This window comes from Streptomyces sp. NPDC048434 (genome assembly GCF_043200375.1).
GTDB lineage: Bacteria > Actinomycetota > Actinomycetes > Streptomycetales > Streptomycetaceae > Streptomyces.
The window spans coordinates 71,627-97,083 of sequence record NZ_JBICXQ010000030.1 but is presented as its reverse complement, the minus strand read 5'-3'; the positions used below and the strand labels follow the sequence as shown (position 1 = coordinate 97,083).

The 25,457-nt window shown below is 71.3% G+C and carries 18 protein-coding genes and 1 pseudogene; 6 read left to right on the top strand and 13 right to left on the bottom strand.

The window, feature by feature from the left end; translation table 11 throughout:
- Positions 1-290: 290 nt before the first annotated feature.
- From ACGFWI_RS30795 to ACGFWI_RS30785, 3 genes and pseudogenes are all read right to left on the bottom strand, one after another.
- Positions 291-1,055, bottom strand: coding sequence for an NUDIX domain-containing protein (locus ACGFWI_RS30795; protein ID WP_393909325.1), 765 nt, complete (start codon positions 1,053-1,055; stop codon positions 291-293).
- 49 nt (positions 1,056-1,104) lie between these two features.
- Positions 1,105-3,105 (bottom strand): annotated as a pseudogene (locus ACGFWI_RS30790) (glycogen debranching N-terminal domain-containing protein).
- Between the two features lie 215 nt (positions 3,106-3,320).
- Positions 3,321-4,997 carry a DUF4192 family protein gene (locus ACGFWI_RS30785; RefSeq protein ID WP_393909324.1) on the bottom strand — a complete coding sequence of 559 codons (1,677 nt, stop codon included), beginning with the start codon at positions 4,995-4,997 and terminating at the stop codon, positions 3,321-3,323.
- 125 nt (positions 4,998-5,122) lie between these two features.
- On the opposite strand from ACGFWI_RS30785, the gene ACGFWI_RS30780 reads away from it, so the two are divergent.
- Positions 5,123-7,288, top strand: a complete 2,166-nt coding sequence (locus ACGFWI_RS30780) for a RecQ family ATP-dependent DNA helicase (protein WP_393909323.1) — start codon at positions 5,123-5,125, stop codon at positions 7,286-7,288.
- A gap of 225 nt (positions 7,289-7,513) precedes the next feature.
- Complete coding sequence (locus tag ACGFWI_RS30775) at positions 7,514-8,227, top strand: hypothetical protein (protein ID WP_393909322.1); 714 nt, start codon at positions 7,514-7,516, stop codon at positions 8,225-8,227.
- Positions 8,228-8,495: 268 nt separating this feature from the next.
- Here the strand turns inward: ACGFWI_RS30775 and ACGFWI_RS30770 are convergent, their stop codons facing one another.
- The 4 genes from ACGFWI_RS30770 to ACGFWI_RS30755 form a co-directional block, all read right to left on the bottom strand.
- The gene (locus tag ACGFWI_RS30770) at positions 8,496-9,146 is read right to left on the bottom strand and encodes a hypothetical protein (RefSeq protein WP_393909321.1); all 651 of its coding nucleotides are present in this window, start codon (positions 9,144-9,146) and stop codon (positions 8,496-8,498) included.
- Between the two features lie 66 nt (positions 9,147-9,212).
- Positions 9,213-9,914 carry a ribonuclease HII gene (locus tag ACGFWI_RS30765; protein ID WP_393909320.1) on the bottom strand — a complete coding sequence of 234 codons (702 nt, stop codon included), beginning with the start codon at positions 9,912-9,914 and terminating at the stop codon, positions 9,213-9,215.
- Positions 9,915-10,229: 315 nt separating this feature from the next.
- Positions 10,230-11,138, bottom strand: a complete 909-nt coding sequence (locus tag ACGFWI_RS30760; RefSeq protein WP_393909319.1) for an ADP-ribosylglycohydrolase family protein — start codon at positions 11,136-11,138, stop codon at positions 10,230-10,232.
- Between the two features lie 11 nt (positions 11,139-11,149).
- Positions 11,150-11,809, bottom strand: a complete 660-nt coding sequence (locus tag ACGFWI_RS30755; RefSeq protein ID WP_393909318.1) for a histidine phosphatase family protein — start codon at positions 11,807-11,809, stop codon at positions 11,150-11,152.
- Positions 11,810-12,046: 237 nt separating this feature from the next.
- Between ACGFWI_RS30755 and ACGFWI_RS30750 the strand changes: the two genes are divergently transcribed.
- On the top strand, positions 12,047-12,814 hold the full coding sequence (locus ACGFWI_RS30750) for a TetR/AcrR family transcriptional regulator C-terminal ligand-binding domain-containing protein (RefSeq protein WP_393909317.1): 768 nt from the start codon (positions 12,047-12,049) through the stop codon (positions 12,812-12,814).
- 12 nt (positions 12,815-12,826) lie between these two features.
- Here the strand turns inward: ACGFWI_RS30750 and ACGFWI_RS30745 are convergent, their stop codons facing one another.
- Complete coding sequence (locus ACGFWI_RS30745; protein ID WP_393909316.1) at positions 12,827-13,432, bottom strand: YdbC family protein; 606 nt, start codon at positions 13,430-13,432, stop codon at positions 12,827-12,829.
- Positions 13,433-13,501: 69 nt separating this feature from the next.
- Positions 13,502-14,914 carry an amidase gene (locus ACGFWI_RS30740; RefSeq protein ID WP_393909315.1) on the bottom strand — a complete coding sequence of 471 codons (1,413 nt, stop codon included), beginning with the start codon at positions 14,912-14,914 and terminating at the stop codon, positions 13,502-13,504.
- Between the two features lie 167 nt (positions 14,915-15,081).
- Here ACGFWI_RS30740 and ACGFWI_RS30735 point away from each other — a divergent pair, with 167 nt between their 5' ends.
- Together ACGFWI_RS30735 and ACGFWI_RS30730 are read left to right on the top strand one after the other, a co-directional pair.
- Positions 15,082-15,669 (top strand): TetR/AcrR family transcriptional regulator, encoded by a 588-nt coding sequence (locus ACGFWI_RS30735; protein ID WP_393909314.1) that lies wholly within the window; start codon positions 15,082-15,084, stop codon positions 15,667-15,669.
- A gap of 201 nt (positions 15,670-15,870) precedes the next feature.
- Positions 15,871-16,392 (top strand): TerD family protein, encoded by a 522-nt coding sequence (locus tag ACGFWI_RS30730; protein WP_393909313.1) that lies wholly within the window; start codon positions 15,871-15,873, stop codon positions 16,390-16,392.
- 136 nt (positions 16,393-16,528) lie between these two features.
- Here ACGFWI_RS30730 and ACGFWI_RS30725 read toward each other — a convergent pair whose 3' ends face one another.
- Together ACGFWI_RS30725 and nrdR are read right to left on the bottom strand one after the other, a co-directional pair.
- Positions 16,529-19,408 (bottom strand): vitamin B12-dependent ribonucleotide reductase, encoded by a 2,880-nt coding sequence (locus ACGFWI_RS30725; RefSeq protein WP_393909312.1) that lies wholly within the window; start codon positions 19,406-19,408, stop codon positions 16,529-16,531.
- Between the two features lie 123 nt (positions 19,409-19,531).
- Positions 19,532-20,062, bottom strand: a complete 531-nt coding sequence (nrdR, locus tag ACGFWI_RS30720) for a transcriptional regulator NrdR (RefSeq protein WP_393909311.1) — start codon at positions 20,060-20,062, stop codon at positions 19,532-19,534.
- 544 nt (positions 20,063-20,606) lie between these two features.
- On the opposite strand from nrdR, the gene lexA reads away from it, so the two are divergent.
- The gene (lexA, locus tag ACGFWI_RS30715) at positions 20,607-21,404 is read left to right on the top strand and encodes a transcriptional repressor LexA (RefSeq protein WP_393909310.1); all 798 of its coding nucleotides are present in this window, start codon (positions 20,607-20,609) and stop codon (positions 21,402-21,404) included.
- Positions 21,405-21,582: 178 nt separating this feature from the next.
- Here lexA and ACGFWI_RS30710 read toward each other — a convergent pair whose 3' ends face one another.
- Both ACGFWI_RS30710 and ACGFWI_RS30705 read right to left on the bottom strand, forming a co-directional pair.
- Positions 21,583-23,589: an ATP-dependent DNA helicase gene (locus ACGFWI_RS30710; protein WP_393909309.1), complete on the bottom strand. Its 2,007-nt coding sequence runs from the start codon at positions 23,587-23,589 to the stop codon at positions 21,583-21,585.
- Positions 23,590-23,630: 41 nt separating this feature from the next.
- Positions 23,631-25,397 carry an IucA/IucC family protein gene (locus ACGFWI_RS30705; protein ID WP_393909308.1) on the bottom strand — a complete coding sequence of 589 codons (1,767 nt, stop codon included), beginning with the start codon at positions 25,395-25,397 and terminating at the stop codon, positions 23,631-23,633.
- Positions 25,398-25,457 lie beyond the last annotated feature (60 nt).

Genomic DNA, 25,457 nt, shown 5'->3' with positions numbered 1-25,457 from the left:
GGCGGGCCGGACGCTAGCGGGGTGGCGCCACGGGCGCGCGACACCCCTCCATCGAGGGCGCCGACAGTGGCCGGATGCGGGCCGCGAGTTTCGCCGGGCGGCCCGGCGGCGCGAGACATCGCGCCCCTGGCGGGGCGTGAGGCCGGTCGGAAGCTGCAAGGGACACGAAGGGACTCACCCGCCCAAGGTACCGCGATATGTCCTATTTTCTCGTAATGTTCAATCTTGACGGTTTGTCGTGTCACTGCGGGTGAACTTCAGCCCCGCCGTGCCGTGGGCTCCGCCCAGGCTCAGACCTCGGGGCGCAGCATCGGCGGGTTGAGAAGCGTCGCCCCGCCGGCCCGGAACAACTGTGCGGGGCGGCCGCCCTGACGCGTCGTCGTGCCGCCCGTGGGCACCAGGAACCCGGGGGTGCCGGTCACCTTGCGGTGGAAGTTACGGGGATCCAGGGCGACGCCCCAGACCGCCTCGTACACCCGGCGCAGCTCGCCGACGGTGAACTCCGGCGGGCAGAAGGCCGTGGCGAGCGAGGAGTATTCGATCTTCGAGCGGGCGCGCTCCACGCCGTCGGCGAGGATCCGGGCGTGGTCAAAGGCCAGTGGGGCCGCCAGCTCGCCCTCGCGGGAGAGGGTGTCGTCCTGCTCCAGGAGGGTTTCCACGGGTGCCCAGCGCGCGCTGTGGGCGTCGCCGCCGGCCGTGGGCGCGGGCAGGTCGGGGGCGAGCGCCAGGTGCGCGACACTGACGACCCGCATCCGGGGATCCCGCTTGGGGTCGCCGTACGTGGCGAGCTGTTCGAGGTGTGCGCCGTACACGGGGGGCGGGCCCGCCGGGGAATGGGCGTGCAGACCGGTCTCCTCGGTGAGCTCCCTGGCGGCCGCGGCCTCGAGATCCTCATCGGCCCGGACGAAACCACCGGGCAGGGCCCAGCGGCCCTGGAACGGCGGCTCACCGCGGCGCACGGCCAGCGCGCACAGGGCGTGGCGGCGCACGGTGAGCACGACCAGGTCGACAGTGACGGCGAAGGGCGGGAAGGCCGACGGGTCGTAGGGAGGCATGGGCGTGATCATAGTCGTCCCCTTGACGATAAACAGGCCCCGGAGCACCTCACGAGCCCAGTTGCAGGCCTTCTGCCGCCGTCTCCACCATCCCCATGCCGAGCCTGCTGATCCGTACCGCGAACGGCTGCTCCGCGACACACAGACCGGTGAGCTGCATCGCGCCGAGCGGGACGGTACCGAGCGGCCGCACGGACACCGTCCCGGCGGGAACGTCGGGCCGCAGGCCCGCGAGCGCGACGAGTATGTGCACCGCGCCGCCCGCCGCCACGGCAGCGGGACGGCAGGCCGCCGGATGCGGTACGGGGGCGCCGCCGCCGGTGCGCTGCTCGCCCGCGTACATCTCGGGGAGGCGGTACCGGAAGCTGTCCGCGGCGTCGAGGATGCCTTTGGGCAGTGCGTCGGCTGCCCGCTCGTGGCCGGCTGCGGCCAGGCCGGCGGCGGCGACCGCCGTCTCGTGGACGCGGACCGCACCACTGCGGTGGCCGAAGGGGTTGTAGCCACTCTCCTTGGCACTCAGCCCTCGCAGTCCCCACCCGGAGTCCATGGCCGGGCTGCCCAGCAGGCCGGCCAGCTGGTCGGTCTGTGCCGCGTCCAGCAGGCCGGGGGCCAGAGTGCCGCCACCGAGCAGTCCGGTGTCGAGGAGATGGGCGGAGGCGGAACCGAGGTGCGGGACCGGTCGGCCGTCGGCGGTGAGCAGGGCGGCGGGACGGCCGCCCGCCGCGCCCTCCAGCCAGAAGTCCCTGCGGAACCGGGTGCGCAGGTCGGCCGCCCAGTCCCGCAGCGCCGCCGCGTCGGACGAGTGGAAAGCATCGAGGAGGTCGGCGCCCAGGAGGGCTGCACGATGGGCATGGGCCTGGGTCTCGCAGCGGTACGGTCCGCCGGGCGCGGGATCGGGGACGTAACCGCCGCGGCGGCCGGCCTACGGGTCGGTGACCCTCCTCAGCCACGTCAGGCAGCGCTCCGCGGCGGGCAGCAGCCCCTCGGTCTCGTGCTGGGGCAGGCCCCAACGGCGGGCCTCCGCGAGAACGGCGGGGAACAGAAGGGTTGCCTCGATGCCGGCGCAGCTGGGTGGGGAGTGCGGACCGGCGTCCCGCAGAGCACCGGGAATTCGGCCGAAATCCGCCCCTGGCGCGGCTTGTTGGCTACGGGCGAGTGCGCGCAGCGTGCCCGCGGCGAGCTTGGTGCCCAGGGGCAGCAGCATTCGGGCGGTCCACAGCGCCTCGACCGGTGCCAGGCCGCAACGCCAGGGGAATCCGCTGGCGACATACATGTCCGTAGCGGCGACCGGGTCCCGCATCACCAGACCGTGGAGATCGTCGAGGCTGCTCGCCATGAGGGCGTCGGCCCGACGGTCGTCGCACTCCAACCGGGCCGCCGTCCAGGGGCGCGGCGGCCGGTCGCTGCGTCTCCGCGGAGCGACCGCTCCCGTGCGCGGTGCGGGGATGCGGACGTCCGCTGCACGCCGGTGCTCCAAGGGGCCGCCCGGTCGGCCGGGCTCGTACTCCAGCCTGGCGCGTAGTTCAATGCTGCGGTGGCCGCCGGCCGGCAGATCGAGTTCCCAGCGCAGCAGTCCCGCCGAGGCCAGCGCATCCTGGGGTGAGGGCGTCGCGGACACCACTGCGTGCACACCGGTCCCGGACCAGCGGAGCCCGGCCCCGTGGACAGCGGCCCGCAGTTCGGGGCCCGGGAGGCCGACGGCGACGGCGCCGAGCTCCGCGAGGTCCGTGCCCAGCCGGATCTCGACCGCCAGCCGAACGGGCCGCGTGGCACTGCTGCGGAACGTGATCTGCTCGGTGCCGTCGGCGGATCGCAGGCGCTCCAGACGGATCTCCGGGTCCGGCCCGCGCTCTCCGGCCCTGCGGATCGTCCCGATGAACCGGGCCCGGTCCGCGCCCGTCAACCGCCCTTGGACGATGAGCGGTTCGTCGCCCCCGACCCGCAGTTCGCAGCGGGACAGGACCCGCCGGCCGTCGCGGTAGAAGCCGTCCATGCCGCTGCCGGTCAGCTGTCCCGACGCCGGGGACACGGCGAGGGCCGGGAGGGCCACACAGACGAGTGAGGAATGGACGGGTTGGGGCTGCGGGACCCGGGGCGGCGCCGGGCGCCGCTCTCCGGGCAGCCGGCTGGCCGGCTGAGAAGTGGGGACGATGCCTGGCACGTTCTGTGCTCCCTGATGAGGTCGGGGCTCCGTACGGGCTGCTCCACTCAGGTGAACGGCCCGGCCGGCGCCCAGGTCACGCCGGCTGCGCAGCGACGGCAGGGTCACCGTCGGCTCCGGTCGCCATTCCGGCCGGCCCGGCGCCTGCCGCGCCCGTCGGTCGTACGCGAACCGGGGCCCGTGCCACCACGTGGTCCGCGGGGGCGGCCGGCCGGTCCGGAGCGGGTCGGCCCGGGGCGCTTCGTGGACTGCGGTGTCTTCTTGGCGGCAGGCGCGGGGACGGCGGGCTCGGCGGTGGTCACCGCCTCTCGGTGCTGCTCGCGCAGGCAGCGGCGCAGCGGCTCCGGGTCGAGGCCTTCGTTGATGGCCCGGTGCAGCAGCTGGGCGAAGGTGTAGTCGGGGTCGAGGGCCAAGGCGCAGCTGAGGGCGACGCGCGCCGAGGGTCCGTCCTCGGTGGACCAGCAGACCCAGCCGGCGAGGGTGAGCGGTGCCACCGCGTGTTCGACATAGCCGCCGGCGCAGCGGCGGGCGAGGGCACGCCAGAGCCGAAGGGCCGGCGCGGCAGCGGAGCCGTCCATCCACTCCGCCGCCCGGTCGCGGGTGACCCGGTCCTGCAGGCCGAGGATGAGATCGGCGGCCTCGGCGTCGGTGATCAGTGCGTCGTCACAGGCGTCCCTGGCCCGGTTGCTGCCCGAGGGGGTGTCCTCACGGAACCGGTGGATCATGGCGCCGGCCATGTCGAGGGTGTTCCGGCGGACGTCCGCCGCGCCGTCCCGCCGGAGCATGCGCGGAACCAGCGCGCCGGCGGCCGCGTCCAGCGCCTTCTCCTGTTCGGCGGCCCGCAGCCCGGTGCGGGGCGTGAGCCTGGCCTCCATCTCCTTGAGGGAGCCGCGCACCTGCATTCCCGCGTAGGCGGCGGCCGCGGCCATGACGGACGTGCCCGGCATGACCATGGGGGTGCCCTCCGCGGGGCAGCACCGGAAGTCGGGGCAGCAGTAGGACCAGAAGCGGCCGTTGGAGAGGCACAGGGCTTCCAGGACCGGTACGTCGAGCGCGCCGCAGGCAGTGCGCAGCCGCTGGGCGAGGGGGCGAAGGCGGTCCTTGACGTCCTTGCCGCTCTCCCCCGCCACCGGCTCCTGGCAGAGGTAGACGATGATCGCCGCGGGACGGGTGTCACGGTCCTGGCCTGCGGAGATCAGGCACTCGGCAAGCTGGTCGGCAACATCCGGCCACTGCGCGGTGCCAGTGGGGATGCCGAGCCTGACCCGGCCGCCGAAGCGTCCGCGCTCGCCGTTCAGCGCGACCATCACGACGCTGTCGTCCGGATAGAAGCCCATGAGATACGGCAGGGCGTCGGCGAGCTCGGCCGGGCCGCGCAGGGTGACCTGGGCTTCGGCGGACGGGGCCTTGGTCGCGTCGGAGGGGTCGGAGGGGGTGGAGGAGTGGGAGGGGCGGGAGGGAAGTGACGGGACCATGGAGCCGGTGAGGTCGGACGAGGTCAGGGGGACAGTGGTGTCAGCGGGATCAGAAGGGTTGGTGGCTTTTGCGGGGCCGGGCGGGCTGGAAGCTTCGGTGGGGCCGGCCGGGTCAGTGGGTGCCGTGGGGTCGGATCCGGCTGCGCCGGGCGCGTCGGCGGGGGCATCCAGCTTCGGGTCGCGGGGAGTGCGAGGAGAGTTCGAGGAGTTCGAGGAGTTCGAGGGCTTAGCGGCGGAGGGGTCGGCGGGCGTGGGGGTCGAGTGGATGTCGCCGGTGCGCTTGCTCGGTTCGCTGTGCGGATTCATGGCTCGAAGATCCCGCGGCCGGCCGCTGCGCCGCGACCCCTGTGGATAACTCGCGGGCGACGAGGTTGTCCACAGCTTCGGGCGAGGGTTCGCGCGTTGTCAGTGGCATCGGGTTGCATGGGGGCATGAGCAACGAAGATCTGCGTGCCGCAGCCAACGCCGTCCTGACCCGCCTCGTCGGGGATCCCGGCGGCGAGGCCAGGCTGCGTGAGGATCAGTGGCGGGCGATCGAGGCGCTGGTCGCCGACCACCGCCGCGCACTGGTCGTACAGCGCACGGGCTGGGGCAAGTCCGCGGTCTATTTCGTCGCGACGGCGCTGCTGCGTGAGCGCGGCAGCGGACCCACCGTGATCGTCTCCCCGCTGCTCGCGCTGATGCGCAATCAGGTCGAGGCAGCCGCGCGGGCCGGGATCCGCGCCCGCACGATCAACTCCGCCAACACCGAGGAGTGGGACACCGTCCAGGCCGAGGTGGCGGCCGGCGACGTGGACGTCCTGCTGGTCAGCCCCGAGCGGCTCAACAACCCCGATTTCCGCGATCAGGTGCTGCCTAAGCTCGCGGCGGCAACCGGTCTGCTGGTCGTCGACGAAGCGCACTGCATCTCCGACTGGGGCCATGATTTCCGGCCGGACTACCGACGGCTGCGCACCATGCTCGCCGACCTCCCGCCCGGTGTGCCCGTGCTCGCCACCACCGCCACGGCCAACGCGCGAGTGACCGCGGATGTCGCCGAACAGCTCGGCACGGGCGAGGGCTCCACCGAGGCGCTGGTTCTGCGCGGGCCACTGGACCGGGAGAGCCTCAGCCTGGGCGTCCTCCCGCTGCCGGACGCCGCGCACCGGCTCGCCTGGCTTGCGGACCATCTGCACGAGCTGCCGGGCTCGGGGATCATCTATACGCTCACCGTTGCCGCCGCCGAGGAGGTCACGGCCTTCCTTCGCCATCGCGGGCACACGGTCTCCTCGTACACTGGCAAGACGGAGAACGCCGACCGTCAGCAGGCCGAGGACGATCTGCTCGCCAACCGCGTCAAGGCCCTGGTGGCGACGTCGGCGCTGGGCATGGGCTTCGACAAGCCCGACCTGGGTTTCGTGGTGCACATGGGCTCGCCGTCGTCCCCCATCGCGTACTACCAGCAGGTGGGCCGGGCCGGCCGTGGGGTCAAGCACGCCGAGGTCCTCCTGCTGCCCGGGCGGGAGGACGAGGCGATCTGGAAGTACTTCGCCTCGTTGGCGTTCCCGCCCGAGGAGCAGGTGCGGCGGACCCTGGACGTCCTGGCGGCCGCCGGCCGGCCGGTGTCGCTGCCGGCCCTGGAGCCGCAGGTCGAACTGCGCCGCTCACGCCTGGAGATCATGCTCAAGGTGCTCGATGTGGACGGCGCCGTGCAGCGCGTCAAGGGCGGCTGGACGTCCACCGGCCGGCCATGGTCGTACGACGCCGAGCGCTATGCGTGGGTGTCACGCCAGCGCGAGGCCGAACAGCAGGCAATGCGGGAGTACGCCACCACGATCGGCTGCCGGATGGAGTTCCTGCGCCGGCAGTTGGACGACGAGGCGGCCGTGGCGTGCGGCCGCTGCGACAACTGCGCCGAGGCACGGTTCACCACCGAGGTGTCCGCCGCCTCGCTGGATGCGGCGCGCGGTGAGCTGGGGCGGCCCGGCGTGGAAGTGGAGCCGCGGCGGATGTGGCCGACGGGGCTGCCGACCGTCGGTGTCGACCTCAAGGGGCGTATCGCGGCAGGTGAGCTCGCCGCGACCGGCCGGGCCCTGGGACGGCTCTCCGACATCGGATGGGGCAACCGTCTGCGGCCGATGCTCGCACCACAGGCGCCGGACGGCCCGGTCCCCGACGATGTGGCGGCCGCGGTGGTCACCGTCCTCGCCGACTGGGCCAAGGGGCCCGGTGGTTGGGCCTCGGGGGCGGCGGATGCACCGGCCCGCCCGGTGGGCGTCGTCGCGCTCTCCTCGCACAGCCGCCCGCAGCTGATCCGGTCACTGGCCGAGCGGATCGCCGCGGTCGGCCGCATGCCGTTCCTGGGCACGGTGACCTCGGCGGACGACGGTGGCGACGGCAGGATTCCGCGCAGCAACAGTGCCCAGCGGCTACGGGCTCTGCACGGTTCGCTGGGCGTGCCGCCGGAGCTGGCGCAGGCTCTGGCCTCGGCGGGCGGCCCGGTGCTGTTGGTGGACGACTACGCCGATACCGGCTGGACGCTGGCCGTGGCCGCGCGGCTGCTGCGCCGGGCGGGAGCCGAGGAGGTGTTTCCGCTGGTCCTCGCCGTACAGGGCTAGGAGCGGTAAGGCCTGCCTCGATGCAGCGATGAGTAGGGATATTTGCCGTTCTCCGGGCGATTCCGGTCGCGGGCGGGAATTGCTCGTTGCCGCATGCCTGTACGACCGCAAGAATTGGAGTTGCTTCCCCGTACCGGCCGTCCGTGGTCAGGCAGGGCCATGTCGTGGTGCGTACCCGCGCCCGGCCACCGCCCGACGTGCGGACGCGTAGACGATGGGAGGAACGTGACCTTCGGCTTCGCCCCGCCCCCGCAGGTGTCCCCGCCCACGTCCGCCGACTCCGCCGCCCGCCTGGGGCGGATGCTGGAGCCCGCCGAATGGGCCTCGGCCGGTATCCCGTTGCTGCGCAATCCCCGAGAGGTCGTCGCCGGCCTGCACCACCGTCATCGGCCGGTGCCGTCGACGGCTGTCGTCGCGGTGCTCGATACGCATGAGCGGGTGACGGCCAGTGCCTCGTTCACCGAGTGCACGGCCGCTCCCGACGGCTGGGAGTTCCGCAATGTACTGCTGGCGCATCTGCGCCGGGTCATCCCGCACGACCTGCGGCTGCGCGCCCCGGTCCGGACCGCCGTGCTGCTCTATTGCCGTGAGGGCGAACCCCTTTGGACGGAGACGGACGGGGCGTGGATGTGGGGGCTGCGCGACGCCTGCACCCTGCACGGGCTCCGCTGTGGGGCATACATCACGTTGACCCCGGACCGCTGGCAGGTGCTGGGCGAGGGCCGGGGCGGGCGCCGCCCCAGGCCAGCCTCCGTGAACGAGTCGGTCACGGAATCACGCGGTGCGGGGGCGGGTCGCATGGAGGCACGTCGCACGACGGCGGCACGTCCGGATGCGCCGCATACGGCCGCGAATCTTCCCGTCACTCCGAATCGGTCGATGCCGCGGCGCACCGGAGGCGGTGCCCCGGAAGCCCATCGGCACACGGCGGCACGCTGAGCGGTCCGGGCCGACGTACGTCCCAGGCTTCCGATACGGGACCGAAGCCGGGGCCCCAGCGTTCCGGCAGACGGCACACGGCACACGGCACACGGCACACGGCACACCCTCTCGGCGCCCCAGTACGCGGCAGAAGACTGACCGCCTCGACCGTTGCAGCCGCACCCCTCCCCCGCCGAAGCCCCCGGCCTCCGGACCTCGCCCATGCGGGAACGCAAGCGAGCCCGACGGCCTGCAGGGCCGACGGGCTGTTGCGAAGCGGCAGCGATCAGGCGGGCGCGCCGAGAACGGTGTTGATCCGCTGCGGGTCACCGCAGACGATCAGCAGCGCTCCGGCACGGGCCATCGCCGCGGGCAGCGCCTGCGCGGTGACCTCGTCCGCACCGCCGTTGACGGCGACGACCACCACGGGCCGGCCGGTAGCACGCTCGGCCCCGGCGTCCGCGTAGAACACATCGTCCGCGGCATCGTGTTGGGCCCAGTAGGACGCCTCACCGAAGGACAGTTCATGCGCGGCCCACGGGTGCGTTTCACCGGTGGTCAGCACCAGGATGTCGCCCGGCGCACGCCCGGAGTCCAGCAGCAGGTCGACGGCCTCGTCGGCGGCGTCGACGGCGCCGTCGGCGGGGGCCGGGATCAGCTGGAGCTGCGCTCCCGCGGCGGTGCCGGTCTTGCCGGCGGGCGGCTGCGGGGAGCTGGTGCGCTGCGCCGGCGGAGCGGCGACAGGCCCACGCGGCGGGGCAGCAGGTCCGGGCTTGCCCGGACGGACACTGGACGCGGGAGCGCCACGCGGCGGCGCGGGGCGGGGACCGGGACCAGGAACGGGACGGGGGGTCGGCGCGGTACGGCCGGCGGCCGGAGTTGCGCGGGGACCCGGGACACTCTCGTGAATCTGAGGCTCCTCGGGGATGAGAGGCATAAAGGGATTTCTATCAAACGTAAGTGCGGAACACGTCATCGGGTACCGAATTGATGTCCGTACCGCTCAGAAATCGAAGCCGAGTTGGCCACCGCCTTCCAGAGCGGCTGCTTCGGGGGTGATGCGCACCTTCTTCAGATGCCGCCAGCGGGGCAGGGCATCCATGTAGGACCACGACACTCGGTGGTGCGGCGTAGGACCGTACTCCTCCAGGGCAATGCGATGGGTCGGCGAGGGGTAGCCTGCGTTGGCCGCGAAGTCGAAGTCGGCGTATACCAGGCCCAGTTCGGCCATCATCGCGTCGCGCCGCACCTTGGCGATCACGGACGCGGCGGCGACCGCGATGCAGGACTGGTCGCCCTTGATGACCGTGCGGACCCGCCATGGCGTGCCCAGGTAGTCGTGCTTGCCGTCGAGAATGATCGCGTCCGGCCGGACCGGCAGCGCCTCCAGGGCGCGTACGGCCGCGAGCCGCAGGGCAGCGGTCATCCCCAGTTCGTCGATCTCCTCCGGTGAGGAGTGCCCCAGGGCGTACGACGTGACCCACGTGCCGAGCACATGGCACAGTTCGGTCCGGCGTTTGGGGGTCAGCAGCTTGGAATCGGTGAGTCCGTCGGGCGGGCGGCGCAGACCGGTGATGGCTGCGCAGACGCTGACCGGACCGGCCCAGGCTCCGCGCCCGACCTCGTCGACACCTGCAACGATCTTGGCGCCCGTCGTGGCGCGCAATGATCGCTCGACGGAATGGGTGGGGGGCTCGTACGGCATGGCGCCAGCAAGGTTACGCCTATTCGGTCCAGCCGTCCGCACCGGATCCCCACCTGGTGGCGAACGGTGCCAACGACCGCGCGAGCGGGCTGCGAACGGGACCCGCCGGTTCCGCTACCGATGGGTACGCGGAAGCAGGTTCAGGCCGGCCGCGGCCAGGATCGGACGCCGGCGCCCCCACGCCGCGCGCGGGACCGTGTGGAGTGAAGTCTCGGCCCGGTGCCGCCTGTTGGAGGGCGCAGGAGGGACGGAAGCGGACGGGCGCGCGTGCGCCGCAGCGGGCGACGAGGGCAGCGGCCGGACGGAACGACGTGATCAGCCGGCGAGGGCGGGGGTCCAGGACGGGAGCGGCTCGGTGCCGTCCAGCCATGCCTCGGGCGGGTTGCCGGCGTGGCCGGCGGCGACGATGCCGCCGACGATAGCGCAGGTGGTGTCCACATCGCCGCCCGCCTGCGCGGTGGTCCAAAACGCCCGCTCATAGTTGCCCAGATGCCGGGCCGCGGCCCAGAGCGTGAAGGGCACGGTGTCGTGGGCGCTGGTGCGCCGTCCACAGCCCAGGACGGCGGCGACGGTGCCGGAGTCGGCGTAGTCGAGCATGTCGCGGGCGCGGCGCAGCCCGGCTTGTACGGCGCTGCGCGGGATGAGCTCCAGCACGCCGTCCAGCAGCTGTTCGGGGCCGGTGTCCCGGGCCGGGTCGGCCACCAGGGCGGCCGCGGCGGCGACGGCCATGGCGCCGACGACGGCCTCGCGGTGTTGGTGGGTGGTGTAGGCGGAGATCTCCGCCTGGTGGGTGGCCTGCTCGGGGTCGTCGGCGTACCAGGCGCCGAGGGGGGCGATGCGCATGGCCGCTCCGTTGCCCCACGAGCCGTGGCCGTTGAAGAGTCCGGACGCCAGCTCGCGCCAGTCGCCGCCCTCGCGAATCAGCCGCAGCATGCGGTTGACGGCCGGGCCGTAGCCACGGTCGAAGTCATGATGGTCGGCGAAGGACCGGGCCAGTGCGTCCTGGTCGATCCGGCCATGGGCGGTGAGCACGGCCAGGACGGAGCAGGCCATCTCGGTGTCGTCGGTCCACTGCCAGGGGGAAGGAGGCAGCTCGCGGCGCTTGAGAGAGGGGTAGTGGGCGGGGACGAAGAACTGGGATCCGAGGGCATCACCCACGGCGAGGCCGCGCAGGCTGGCCAGAGCTCGCGCACAGCGGTCTGCGTCACGGTGGTCGGGGGTCATCGCTGTGCACTCTAACCGGTGACGCCATAAGGCTCAGGTACACACCAGCGCTCAAACGGCCGGTCAAGGGTGTAGCGGCCGTCCGGGCCGAGCAACAGGGTCCGCCGTTCCGCGTTGCCGGGATTGGACAGCGACTCGAACTCCGCCACCGTCCAGTGGAACCACCGCATACAGAACAGCCGCATGGTCAGACCATGCGTGACGATGAGGACGTTCGGCGGGTGGTTCGGGTCCTCGAAGCTGCGCCAGAGGCTCTCCAGGAACGCCCCGACCCGGTCGTAGACATCCGCTCCGGACTCGCCCTGGGCGAAGCGGTAGAAGAAGTGGCCGTAGGCGTCGCGGTAGGCCTTCTGCCGTCGTACGTCGTCGCGGTCCTGCCAGTTCCCCCAGTCCTGCTCGCGCAGCCGGGGCTCCTCGCGCACCCGGACCCTGGCCGGATCGAGGCCGAGTCCGCGGAAGGTCTGGTGGGTGCGTCGATAGGGCGAGACATAGGCGGAGATCCGTTCATCGCCGAACATCTCGCGCAGCGGGCCACCGGCTTCCTTCGCCTGTCGCATCCCGGTCTCGGTGAGGGCGAGTGCATGATCGGGCTCCCGCTCGTACACGGTGTCATCGACATTCCCCGCCGACTCTCCATGGCGGATGAGGACGATGCGTCGGGGCCGGGCCATGCCGCCAGCCTAGATCTCCTGCTCTGTACATGCCGCACGCAGCCGAACGACATCAGCAGGGCGGTCAGCCTCTGCGCGACCCCGGCAAGACCGCGGCGGCACACGGCGAGCAGCAGCCGGTGGACGGAGAACCTGACGGTGTCGCGTAATGAGTTTCGAGTCCGCAATAACCCTCCCCACACAAATGCAACCTTCGTCGCATTACGATGAGGATGACACACGCAAGCCGCTAACGCAATGGAGTTGCAATTGCCTGACGAGACCGCGCACGAGAACAGGCGCGAGACCGGCGGTTCCGCGCCCACCCCCGGCACCCGGCGCCCCGGCGGCCGCACCGCCCGCACCCGCGCCGCCGTCCGCGACGCCGTGCTGGCCGGACTCACCGAGTACGGCTATCCGGGCTTGACGGTCGAATACGTCGCGGAGCACTCCGGTGTGCACAAGACGACGCTGTATCGCCGCTGGAAGGACGTCGAGGGCCTGGTGGCGGACGCTCTCGATCTTGCGGGCGAGGACAGCTGGGCCCCGCCCGACACCGGATCCCTGGAGGGCGATCTGCGTGCGCTGGCCTGCGAGGTCGTCGCTTCCTTCACCGAGCCGGCGGTGGCCGCATCAGGCTCCGCGATGATCGCCGCCGCCTTCCAGTCGGAGCGGGCGGCCGTGGCGCTGCGTGACTACTATGCCGAGCGATTCACGCGCTGCGAGGTCCTCGTCGAACGCGCCGTCCGGCGCGGGGAATTGCCGGCAACCCCGGACACTGTGCCGGACACCCCGGAAGCCGCCCCGCCGGATACCGCCTCCGGGACCGCCCCGGACCGCGCCATCGACGCCGGCGCACTCGTCCGCTCGGTCTCCGCGCCGCTCTTCTTCCGCCTGTTCATCAGCCGGGAGCCGGTGGACGACGCCCTTGCCGACCAGGCCGTGGCGGCCACGCTGGCCGCCGCCCGCGCCGGCGCGTTCACCACCGGCAGCACGGCCGGCAACTCCCCCGGTGCGGCCCCCTGACCACACCGTCCCTCACACCGTCCACGACGGTTCGAGCTGCACCACATCGCCCGCGATCGCCCGGACATCCGCGGCTATCTGGGCCCGCAGCGCCAGCCGCTCCACCCGTTCGGGCCGGTACTTCCCCCGCTCAGCCGCCGACTGCCACATCGACAGCACCAAGAACTCCTCCCCCGGAGCCCGCCCCAGCATCCCCCGCAGCATTCCCGGCGACCCCGCCATCGCGGGGTTCCAGACCTTCTCCTGCATCAGCATGAAGTGATCCACCCGGTCCTGGTGTACCTGGCAGTGCGCCAGCCGCAGCACGTCCACGTCGCCGAACGACGGACGGAAGCCCACCTTCACATCGAATTCGTGCTCGAACAGCCGCACCTGGGCGTCCTTGAACGTGCCGACCTGAGCGGCCGCCAGCCGGTCGTGCGAACGCGCCATGAAGGAGTCGTAGAAGGCCCGGCTCTCCCAGAAGGCCACCAGATGCGCGACGCCCGGCCGCCCCCGGCTCCACCCCCCGCCCTGCCCTCGAAACCCCGGCTCACCCAGCAGCCCCGCCCATTTCCGCTGCCCCCGCTCGAACCCTCGACGGTCCACAACGGTGAGACGAATCCACTTGACCAGCACCGCGCCATCGTACGGCCCAACGGCGAGGCGGGGTCACTGCGCGTCACCTTCCGACCGGCCCGAACTTCCTTACGGTCGCGGGTCGATCGGCGTCTGGACACCCAGCCGCTGCTCCACCGCCTCTGCCGCTGCCAGACACAGGTCCTCCCGGTAGGAGCGCCCGATCAGCTGCACGCCGTACGGGAGTCCGTCCACCACCCCGGTGGGTACGGCCACCGCAGGCACTCCGACGAAACTGGTGGCGGTGCACAGCCGCAGCGCGCGCTGCACCCGCCGATGGCCCTCCTCGTCCCGGACCTCCTCCCCCGGAGCGAACGGCGGATCGGTGAACACCGGCCCCAGGACCAGCGGATACTCGTCCAGGAACGCCGCCCAGTCCCGCTGGAGGCCCATCCGCACCCCGGTCAGCCGCAGATACTCCGCCAGCTCCACGGGGCGGGACTCCGCCATCGCCCTCTCGATATAGCGATGGCCGCCCTCCCCGAGCAGCGGCTTGACCACCGGCCAGGTGGTGGCGAACTCCGTGAGCGTCATCCGGCCGTAGGCATCGAGCGCGTCCTCCAGCCGCGGTACGTCCGCCACCTCGCACACCTCGTAGCCCGCGTCCCGGAGCGCCTCGGCCGCGCTCTCCACGGCCTGACGCACCACAGGGTGCACACCGCGGCCCCCGGGGTCCGCCACCTTCGCCACCTTGAGGGGGTGCCTCAGCGGCTCCCCGTAGGGAGGCACCGGCACGGCACGCGGGTCGCGCGGATCGGCCCCGGCCAGCACCTCGTACGCGAGCCGCAGATCATCGACCGTACGGGCCAGGGGGCCGTCGACCACGAGGACCTGGGCTGCGAAGGACGGGTCGTCCGGTCCGAGCCGGTGATCGGCGGCGAACCGTCCGTAGGTCGGCTTCAGCCCCGCGACGCCACAGAAGGACGCGGGAAGGCGCACCGACCCTCCGGAGTCGTTGCCGAGTCCCAGTGGCGCCATCCCGGTTGCCACGGCCGCACCGTCGCCGCCACTGCTGCCGCCCGGTGTGACCGCAGCGCTCCACGGGTTCGCGGTGTCCCCGAACAGCTCACTGCGGGTGTGGATCCCGGCGAGGATGAGCGTCGGAACATTGCTGTGTCCGATGGGGATGCCGCCGGCCGCGCGCAGCCGCGCCACCGGGGGCGCATCGCAGTGCGCGACGGCGTCACGGAATCGCTCCGCGCCGTAGGTCGTCGGCACCCCCTCGATGCCCGTGGTCTCCTTCACGGTGAACGGCACCCCGGCCAGCGGCCCGAGCCGGTCACCCGCCGCGCGTCTGCGGTCGGTCTGCGCCGCCTCGCCCCGCGCCCGCTCGGCGAGGAGCTGGGTGACGGCGTTGACGGCCGGATTGACCTCGGCGATCCGTTCCAGGTGCGCCTCCACCAGCTCCACCGCCGACACCTCGCCGCTATGTACCGCCGCCGCCTGGGCGCGGGCCGCCATCTTCCACAGCGCGTTGCGCATGCCCTCCCCCTTTCTCTCGGCCCCCGGGCGGCCCTCATCCGGACCGTTCGGGCCGCCTTCCGGCACGTTCCCGACGCACCGGCACATTGTTCCGATGCACTTGCATCGCTTCGGCATCGTAGCCTGGTCACCGATACGTACGCATCGAAAAAACCGGAGTGCGGGGCATGCCCAAGCAGGTCGACCACGAGAGCCGGCGCCGGCAGATCGCCGAAGCCGTGTGCCAACTCGCCGACGAGAGCGGGCTGGAGGGCGTCACGCTCCGCGACGTGGCGGCCCGGGCCGAGGTGTCCATGGGGGCCGTTCAGCGCTGCTTCGGCACCAAGGAGGAGATGCTGGTCTTCGCGCTCGGCCACATCGGCGAGCGGGTCGCCACGCGGGTGTCGGCCAGGCTCACCGCATCGCCCGCCCAGTCGGCCCGTACGGCGCTGGGGCACGCCGCGACCGAGGTCTCGCTGGTCAGTGAGGAGCATCGCGCCGAGGCCCGGGTCTGGCTGGCCTTCGTGGCCCAGGCCGCGGTCAGCCTGTCCCTGGCCAAAATCCTGCGCACCAACTACGCACAACTGCGGGCGGTGTTCGCGCGGCTGATCGCCGAGGCCTCCGACACCTCCGACCCGGACCGCGCGGCCCGCACCCTCCTCGCCCTGGCCGACGGCCTCACCACCCACGTCCTGATCGGCCACCTCTCCCCCGCCGAGGCTCTGGACGTCTTGGACGGCGGGCTCGCCCGGCTCTGGAACGAGCAGGTGCACTGAGCAGACCCCGCGATCCCATGGCCCGCTGGGCACTTTCCAGCCACCCGGACCGAGGCAAACCGCAGGTGACCAGAGGCAGTTCACTCCGCCCGGGCACCGCCGGACGTGGCACGATGGTCAGTCAACGGGAAGTCCCGAGGAGGGGCCGCGCGCCCGCGTGGGCCAGGCCGCGTCCCCGGGAGATGACGGGAGGGAAGCCCGGTGAGCACGTTCAACAAAGGGATCGAGAAGGCCGAGGTAACGCTCAAGTGGGACCCGAGCCCCCTCGGGACGCCGGACAATGACCTCGACATCATCGCGGCGACCTATACGGCCGACGCGCCGCACGGCGACCCTGCCTATCTGGTGCACTTCGACAGCCGGTCGCCCGACGGGACCATCACCCTCAACCGGGACAGCAGGACCGGCCAGGGGTTCGGCTTCGACGAGATCATGACCCTGGAGCTGGACCGGCTGTCCGACACCTACGCCCGGGTGGTCGTGGGGGTGGCCATCCAGCAGGGCGAGGGCCGCAAGGTCTTCGGCGACATAGAGAACACGGCCGTACGGATCCGCGAGGGCTACACCGATCTGGCCGAGAACGACTTCACCGAGGTCGCGGAGGCCACCGCCGCAACGGTCGCCGAATTCGCCCGGGACGAGGCGGGCCAATGGCGGTTCCGCGCGGCACTCAGCGGATTCGACACCGACCCGGACGCGTTTGCCTCGCTGATGGGCCGCTGACGGGACCCGGCACGAAACCGGCGGCAAAAGAGGAGGGGATCGGCGCCCGGCCGGTCCCCTCCTCTCTTCCACGAGCTGTATCAGCCCGAGGCACGGGCCGCGCGGAAGGAAGCCTCCCGCGCGGGCCCGCTCATGCTCAGCTGCAGCCGCTGGTCGACCCGCAGCCCTCGCACAGGTAGCAGCTGCCGGCCCGCTGCATCTTCGTCCCGCAGGAGAAGCACAGCGGCGCGTCGGCGTTGATGCCCAGCTGCATCTCGACGAGTTCGGCGTTGGTGTGCGCCTGCTGGGGAGCCGGTGCGGCGACCTCCTCGACGATCTTCACCGCCGGAGTGGACTCCGTCACCGCTTCCGTCTGGCGCGGCGCGGACTGGGCCAGGCCCTCGACGTCGACCTCGTCGTCGGACGGCTCGTACGAACCGGTCTCCAGGTGGCGCGTGCGCTCCTCGACGGAGTGGATGCCGAGCGCCGAACGGGTCTCGAACGGCAGGAAGTCCAGCGCCAGGCGGCGGAAGATGTAGTCGACGATCGACTGCGCCATCCGCACGTCCGGGTCGTCCGTCATACCGGCCGGCTCGAAGCGCATGTTGGTGAACTTCGAGACATAGGTCTCCAGCGGCACTCCGTACTGGAGGCCCACGGACACCGCGATGGAGAAGGCGTCCATCATGCCCGCGAGGGTCGAGCCCTGCTTGGACATCTTCAGGAAGACCTCGCCGAGACCGTCGTCCGGGTAGGAGTTGGCGGTCATGTAGCCCTCGGCACCGCCGACCGTGAAGGAGGTGGTGATGCCGGGACGGCCCTTGGGGAGGCGCTTGCGCACCGGGCGGTACTCGACGACCTTCTTCTCCACCGGGGCCTCGGCCTCGACGGCCGCCGGCTCCTTCTTCTTGGCGGAGAGCGGCTGGCCGACCTTGCAGTTGTCGCGGTAGATCGCGAGCGCCTTCAGGCCGAGCTTCCAGCCCTCGAAGTAGACCTCTTCGATCTCCTCGACGGTGGCCGTCTCCGGGACGTTGACCGTCTTGGAGATCGCACCGGACAGGAAAGGCTGCGCCGCGGCCATCATGCGCACATGGCCCATGGCGGAGATGGAGCGGACGCCCATGGCGCAGTCGAAGACCTCGTAGTGCTCCGGCTTGAGGGCGGGGGCGTCGACGACATTGCCGTGGTCGGCGATGTGGGCGACGATCGCCTCGACCTGCTCGGGCTGGTAGCCGAGCCGCTTGAGCGCCTTGGGGACCGTGTTGTTCACGATCTGCATGGAGCCGCCGCCGACCAGCTTCTTGAACTTGACCAGGGCCAGGTCCGGCTCGACGCCCGTGGTGTCGCAGTCCATCATCAGGCCGATGGTGCCGGTCGGGGCCAGCACGGAGGCCTGCGCGTTGCGGAAGCCGTTCTTCTCGCCGAGGCGCAGCACGTCCTGCCAGGCCTCGGTGGCCGCCGCCCACACCGGAGTGTCCAGGTCGTCCATGCGCACCGCGATGCCGTTGGCATCCGAGTGCTGCTTCATGACGCGCTTGTGGGCATCCGCGTTACGGGCGTAGCCGTCGTACGCGCCGACGACCGCGGCCAGCTCGGCGGAGCGCCGGTAGGAGGTGCCCGTCATCAGGGAGGTGATGGCACCGGCCAGCGCGCGGCCGCCGTCGGAGTCGTAGGCGTGCCCGGTGGCCATCAGCAGGGCGCCGAGGTTGGCGTAGCCGATGCCCAGCTGGCGGTAGGCGCGGGTGGTCTCACCGATCTTCTCGGTGGGGAAGTCCGCGAAGCAGATGGAGATGTCCATCGCGGTGATGACCAGCTCGACGACCTTGGCGAAGCGCTCGGCGTCGAAGGACTGGTTGCCCAGGTCGTCGTCGCGCAGGAACTTCAGGAGGTTGAGCGAGGCGAGGTTGCACGAGGAGTTGTCCAGGTGCATGTACTCGCTGCACGGGTTGGACGCGGTGATCCGGCCCGACTCGGGCGACGTGTGCCAGTGGTTGATGGTGTCGTCGTACTGGATGCCGGGGTCGGCGCACGCCCATGCGGCCTCCGCCATCTTGCGGAAGAGCCCCTTGGCGTCGACCTCCTCGATGACCTCACCGGTCATCCGGCCGCGCAGCCCGAACTTCGAGCCGGCCTCGACGGCCTTCATGAACTCGTCGTTCACCCGGACGGAGTTGTTGGCGTTCTGGTACTGGACGGACGTGATGTCGTCGCCGCCCAGGTCCATGTCGAAGCCCGCGTCGCGCAGCGCGCGGACCTTCTCCTCTTCCTTCACCTTGGTCTCGATGAAAGCCTCGACGTCCGGGTGGTCCACGTCCAGGACGACCATCTTCGCCGCGCGGCGGGTGGCGCCGCCCGACTTGATCGTTCCTGCGGAGGCGTCGGCGCCGCGCATGAAGGAGACCGGGCCGGAGGCGTTGCCGCCGGAGGAGAGCAGCTCCTTGGAGGAGCGGATGCGGGAGAGGTTCAGGCCGGCGCCGGAGCCGCCCTTGAAGATCATCCCCTCTTCCTTGTACCAGTCGAGGATCGACTCCATGGAGTCGTCGACGGAGAGGATGAAGCAGGCGCTGACCTGCTGCGGCTGCTGGGTGCCGACGTTGAACCACACCGGCGAGTTGAAGCTGAAGACCTGGTGGAGCAGCGCGTACGCCAGCTCGTGCTCGAAGATCTCGGCGTCCGCCGGGGAGGCGAAGTAACCGTTCTCCTCGCCGCTCTTGCGGTACGTCTTGACCACCCGGTCGATGAGCTGCTTGAGGCTCGCCTCACGGGTCGGGGAGCCCACCGCACCACGGAAGTACTTGCTCGTGACGATGTTGACCGCGTTCACCGACCAGAAGTCGGGGAACTCGACGCCACGCTGCTCGAAGTTGATCGAGCCGTCGCGCCAGTTGGTCATGACGACGTCACGAGACGCCCACTCCACCTCGTCGTACGGATGCACGCCGGGTGTGGTGTGAATGCGCTCGATACGCAGACCCTTGCTCGCCTTGCTGCCCTTGGCGCGGGAGCCTCGTGCCGGGCCGCTCGTCGTCTCTGTCATGCCGCCTCCCTGTATACGGGCAAACGCCCATATGTGCGCACTCATTCCGTGGCACGGTGTCTGTCTTTCTGCGCCGGGACGCCCTGCTCTCGCCCCGATACAGGTCCTGGATGCGCGCCGAACTCAGTCGGCGGCGGTGGCGGGCACGGGAGCTGCCGGACCGCCGGCCTCCCCGTCGGTCCCGCATTCCTGCCCGGGCGGCCCCAGCTCGCGCTGCTCGCGCAGCTCGGCGATGGCCGCCTCGAAGTCCTCGAGTGAGTCGAAGGCCCGGTAAACGGACGCGAAGCGCAGGTACGCGACGAGGTCGAGTTCCTGCAGCGGGCCCAGTATGGCGAGCCCGACGTCATGGGTGGACAGCTCGGCGCTGCCCGTGGCACGCACCGCCTCCTCGACCCGCTGGCCGAGCTTGGCGAGGGCGTCCTCGGTGACCGGGCGCCCCTGGCACGCCTTGCGTACTCCCGCGATGACCTTGTTGCGGCTGAAGGGCTCGGTGACCCCGCTCCGCTTGATCACCATCAGCGATGCCGTCTCGATGGTCGTGAAACGGCGGGAGCAGTCGGGGCACTGGCGGCGCCGGCGGATCGCCGTCCCGTCATCGGTGGTGCGGCTGTCGACGACCCGGCTGTCCGGGTGCCTACAGAAGGGGCAGTGCATGGCTCTAACCCTCCTCACCCTCGATATACGGACGTACGTACGCCAACGAACCCGGCGTACGGCGACAACCTCCGACCGGTCCGTACGGGCCCTTCGGAGCAGTCACCAGCATAGGCGATTCCCGGCCCCGGAGGGACCAGGCACCACAACTTCTGGGTAACCGATCGCATCTAACCACTAGATGTGGTGTCGGGCCGCTTACATCCGCCTACCGCGTGTCGCGGCGGCGACGGGCCGGCCGGTCGCCCATGAGAGTACGGGAAGCCACCCGGCCGGCGCCGCGGAGGGGCGGTGGTGACAGAATCAGCAGGGCCACGGCGGCCGATCGCCGAGCCCCCGTGCGCACGGGGCCCGACACACCGGACGGCCGGGAAATGCGGGCTCCGGCACCCGCTCAAGGCCTGAATTACCGCTCGGCCATACACCCAGCCACTTGATCCGGGCACCCAATCGGCGAATATTTCACTCGAACGTGTGTTTGGCGCAACCTTTCGAAAGCAACTACCGTTGGCTAACTAGGGAGAACATTTCGAGAGGGGCCGACGTGACCACCACCGCAGACAGCGCGACCATCACTGCACAAAGCCACTCCCAGAGCCGGTTCGATCCACAACAGGCACAGCGGCCGCCGATGGACGACGCCACGTTGGACTCCGAAGAGCAGAAGCCGGCCCGCTCGCTGCCGGGTCGGCCCCCAGGGATCCGAGCCGACAGTTCCGGACTCACCGACCGCCAGCGCAGGGTGATCGAGGTGATCCGGGATTCGGTGCAGCGGCGCGGCTACCCGCCGTCCATGCGCGAGATCGGCCAGGCCGTCGGACTGTCCAGCACCTCGTCCGTCGCCCACCAGCTCATGGCTCTGGAGCGCAAGGGCTTCCTGCGACGCGACCCGCACCGCCCCCGGGCGTACGAGGTCCGCGGCTCGGACCAGACCACCTCCGCCGCGACGGAGACCGCCGGCAAGCCCGCCGCCTCCTATGTCCCGCTGGTCGGCCGGATCGCCGCCGGTGGCCCGATCCTCGCGGAGGAGTCGGTCGAGGATGTCTTCCCGCTCCCCCGCCAGCTCGTCGGCGACGGCGAGCTGTTCGTCCTGAAGGTCGTCGGCGACTCGATGATCGAAGCCGCGATCTGCGACGGCGACTGGGTCACGGTCCGCCGCCAGCCGGTCGCCGAGAACGGTGACATCGTGGCGGCCATGCTGGACGGCGAAGCCACCGTCAAGCGCTTCAAACGCGAGGACGGCCATGTGTGGCTGCTGCCGCACAACTCCGCGTACCAGCCGATCCCCGGCGATGAGGCGACCATCCTCGGCAAGGTGGTGGCGGTGCTGCGCCGCATCTGACGCACCCCTCACTACCGAGCCCCGGAACCACTGCGCCGGTTCCGGGGCTTGGTTTTGCGCGCCCTCGCCGCCGAACCGCGGCCGCTCCCGCGGAGGTGGCCAATGTCCGCTCGGGGTTGCTCAGTTGGTGACTACGGGCCGGCCGGGGTGGCCGGAGGGCTGGGGCATGCCTTTCCGATCACTCGGGGTTCTCCTCCGCCGGCGGGGCCGCTTCAGGTGATTCCGTCGCCTTTGCTGCCGCATCGATGGCGGCGAGGGAGCGGCGGACCTGGTTGCGGTCGGTGGTGTACCAGAAGTCGGGCATCGACTTGCGGAGGAAGGAGCCGTAGCGGGCCCGCTCCACGCGGGGGTCGAGGACGGCGACCACGCCGCGGTCGTCGGTGGCGCGGACCAGACGGCCGGAGCCCTGGGCCATCAGCAGTGCCGCATGGGTGGCGGCGACCGCCATGAAGCCATTGCCGCCGCCCTCCTCCACCGCCTTCTGCCGCGCGCTCATCAGCGGGTCGTCCGGGCGCGGGAACGGCACCCGGTCCATGACCACCAGCTGACAGTTCGCACCGGGTACATCGACGCCCTGCCACAGGGACAGGGTGCCGAACAGGCACGTACGGGCATCGGAGGCGAAGGCCCGGATCAGCTCGCCGAGCGTCTCCTCGCCCTGGAGCAGGATCGGCAGGTCCAGCCGGCCGCGCAGCTCCTCGGCGGCGGCCTGGGCGGCGCGCATGGAGGAGAAGAGGCCGAGGGTGCGGCCACCGGCGGCCTCGATCAGCTCGGTGAGTTCATCGAGCATGTCGGTGCGGCTGCCCTCGCGGCCCGGCTGAGCGAGGTGCTTGGCGACGTAGAGGATGCCCTGCTTCGAGTAGTCGAAGGGGGAGCCGACGTCCAGGCCCTTCCAGGGCGGAACGTCCTCGCCTTCCGTGCCCTCGGGAGCCAGACCCAGGGAGGCCGCGACCCCGTTGAAGTCGCCGCCCAGCTTGAGAGTGGCGGAGGTGAGGGTCACCGAGCGGTCTTCGAAGAGCTTCTCGCGCAGCAGGCCCGAGACGGACAGCGGGGCCACCCGGAGGGACGCGCCGAAGCGGTCGTGGCGCTCGTACCAGACCACGTCGTACTCGGAGCCGTTCGCGATGCGCTCGGCGACGGCATGGACGTTCTCCACCGAAGCGAGGGCCTGCTTGCGGACGGCGTCCTCGTCCTGGACCGACTTGTCGCGGGTCGAGCCGAGCGCCGAGATGACCGTACGGGCCGCATCCCGCAGTGCCATCAGGCAGTACCCGAGATCCTCGGGGATCTCTTCGAGGCGGCCGGGCAGGGCCAGCTCCATGAGGCGCTCGAAGGACTCCGACGCGGTCTGCAGCTGGTCGGCGGCCTTTTCGTTGACGAGCTTGGCGGCCCGGCGGACGGCGCGGTTGACCTGGCCGGGGGTCAGCTCGCCGGTGGCGACGCCGGTGACCCGGGAGACCAGCTCATGGGCCTCGTCGATGATCAGGACCTCGTGCTGCGGGAGGACCGGTGCGCCCTCGATCGCGTCGATGGCGAGCAGCGCGTGGTTGGTGACGACGACATCGGCGAGCTTGGCGCGCTCCCGGGCGGCCTCGGCGAAGCACTCCGCCCCGTAGGCACACTTCGAGGCGCCCAGACACTCCCGGGAGGAGACCGAGACCTGGCCCCAGGCCCGGTCGGAGACTCCGGGGGTCAGCGCGTCACGGTCGCCGGTCTCGGTCTCGTCCGCCCAGTCGCGCAGCCGCAGCAGGTCCTTGCCGAGCTTGCTGGTCGGAGTCGCCTGCTCGAACACGTCGAAGAGCCCGTCCTCCTCTTCCTGGGGGACGCCCTCATGGAGGCGGTGCAGGCACACATAATTGGAGCGACCCTTGAGCATGGCGAATTCGGGGCGACGGCGCAGCAGCGGATGCAGCGCCTCGACCGTACGCGGCAGATCGCGCTCGACGAGCTGGCGCTGCAGCGCCAGGGTGGCCGTGGCGACCACCACGCGCTCGCCGTGCGCGAGGGCCGGTACCAGATAGCCGAGGGATTTTCCGGTGCCGGTGCCGGCCTGCACCAGCAGATGGGCCTGTTCGTCCACGGCCTCGGCAACGGCCTCGGCCATCGCCACCTGGCCGGGGCGCTCGGTGCCGCCGACGGCGGTGACGGCGGCGTGGAGCAGATCGGGGAGGGAGGGCTTCGTCATAGCGCTGCAAGCCTACGCGGGACCACTGACAGCCGGTCCGGTCACGGGTGGTGGAGCGGATTGGGAACGGTGCCGTGCACGGCCGCGTGCGGGCGGTCGCGGCGGTCCCGGTAACCGTCCACATGCAGACGGTTGCGGTTCAGGCACAGCCGCTCGATCCGCGGAGTGAGCAGGTCGAAGGTCTCGTACCGCTCCTTGAGGGCGGGGAAGCGCTCGTGGTGGCGCAGGATCTCCGCCCGTACGAGTGACCAGAACTCGGCCTCGGGGACGTCCAGTTGGTCCGCACACAGCGGCGCCAGGTAGCGGAAGACGCCGACGAACAGTCCGGAGTGGATGAACTGGGTGAGGAAGGCGGGCGGTTCGGTCAGCAGCACCGCCCGTACGTCGTCCGGCATGGAGTCGTGTTCCGGGAGCGGCCGGGAGCTGGTGTTGACGTCGTCGACGAAGTCCTTGACCGCGAGGCGGGTGGGGACGTCGTGCTCGTCGAAGACGACGATGGCGTTCTCGCCGTGCGGGGAGAAGACCGTGCCGTACCGGTAGAGGAAGTGCAGCAGCGGCGGCAGCAGGGCGCCGAACAGCCGTGCCAGCCAGTCGCGCGGGGCCAGTCCCGAGCGGCGCACCAGCTCCGCGGTCAGGGCGCGCCCCTGGGGATCGGTCTGCAGCAGAGCGGCCAGGGTGCGGGCGCGTTCGCCGGGGTCCAGATGACCGCTGACCGGCTCGCGCCAGATACAGCCGAGCAGCTCCTTGAACTGGTACGGGACGCCGGGCAGCCGGTCGTAGAGGGGGTGCTCGACGGTGACGGAGGCGGTCTCACCCAGCAGGATCACCCGGGTCTCGTCGCGCAGATAGGGATCGGCGTCGCGCAGACCGTGGACCCAGCGGGTGACGGCGGGCGCGGCGAGGGTGCGCTCGGTGGGCAGCCCGCGCCAGACGAGGGTGTTGAGGATGGACAGCGGCAGCTTGACCGTACGGGCCCGTGGGCGGCTGATGTTGAGGAAGGTACGGATCGACTGCTGCGGCAGGCGGAGGTCGTTGTCAGTGGGCAGCGCGATGATGGATCTGTCGGCGAGCTGCGGGGCGAAGAGCGGGGCGATGGTCTCGTCCCATTGCCAGGGGTGGACGGGGAGGTAGAGGTAGTCGGCGGGGTCGTGGCCCTCGTCGGCGATGGTGCGGGCGAAGGCGTGACGGGTGGCGGGGGCCAGCTCCTCGCCGTAGAGACGGTCGGGGGTGGCCAGGGTGGGGATACCGCGGTAGTGGGCGATGCTGTGGTGCGCGGCGAGCCAGGGCAGGCGCTGGGCGGTGCGGGCCTCCGGGGCCCAGGTCGCCGCGTCGTGGGCGGAGAAGCCGAGCCGGCCCTTGTTCGCGACGAGCCAGGGGTGGCCGGTCTGGTGGCCTTCGAGGGTGGCGTAGTCCAGATCCGCGAGGTCGGCGGCGCTGACGGCGGTGGCGTCGAGCCGGGTGTCGGCGGCGAGGGTGGCGGTCAGCTCGCGGACGAGATGGCCGGTGGTGTCGCCGGACAGGCCCAGCACGGTGTCGTGGGCGTGGGTGAGGAAGCGGAAGAGATCGGCGTCGGGGGTGATCGAATCGGGGTCCACGCGCCAGTGGCCGTAGGCGCCGCGGCGGGCGCGGAAGCGGTAGACGAGGTCGTCGGTGACCGGCAGGCGGTAGTGGGGGGTGCCGTCGGGTGCGGTGCCGTCGGGCTCGGGGGTGAGGACTTCCTCGTACGCGAACTCCGCCAGGGTCTTGGCGAACAGTCGGCGCGCGGCGTGTTGCCAGGCGCTGTGCGAAGGCTGGGGCTCAGGCGACAAGGCGGGCTCCTCGAAGCGGGACCGCCCCGGCACGTACGGGGGACAACCGGGGCAGCGGGG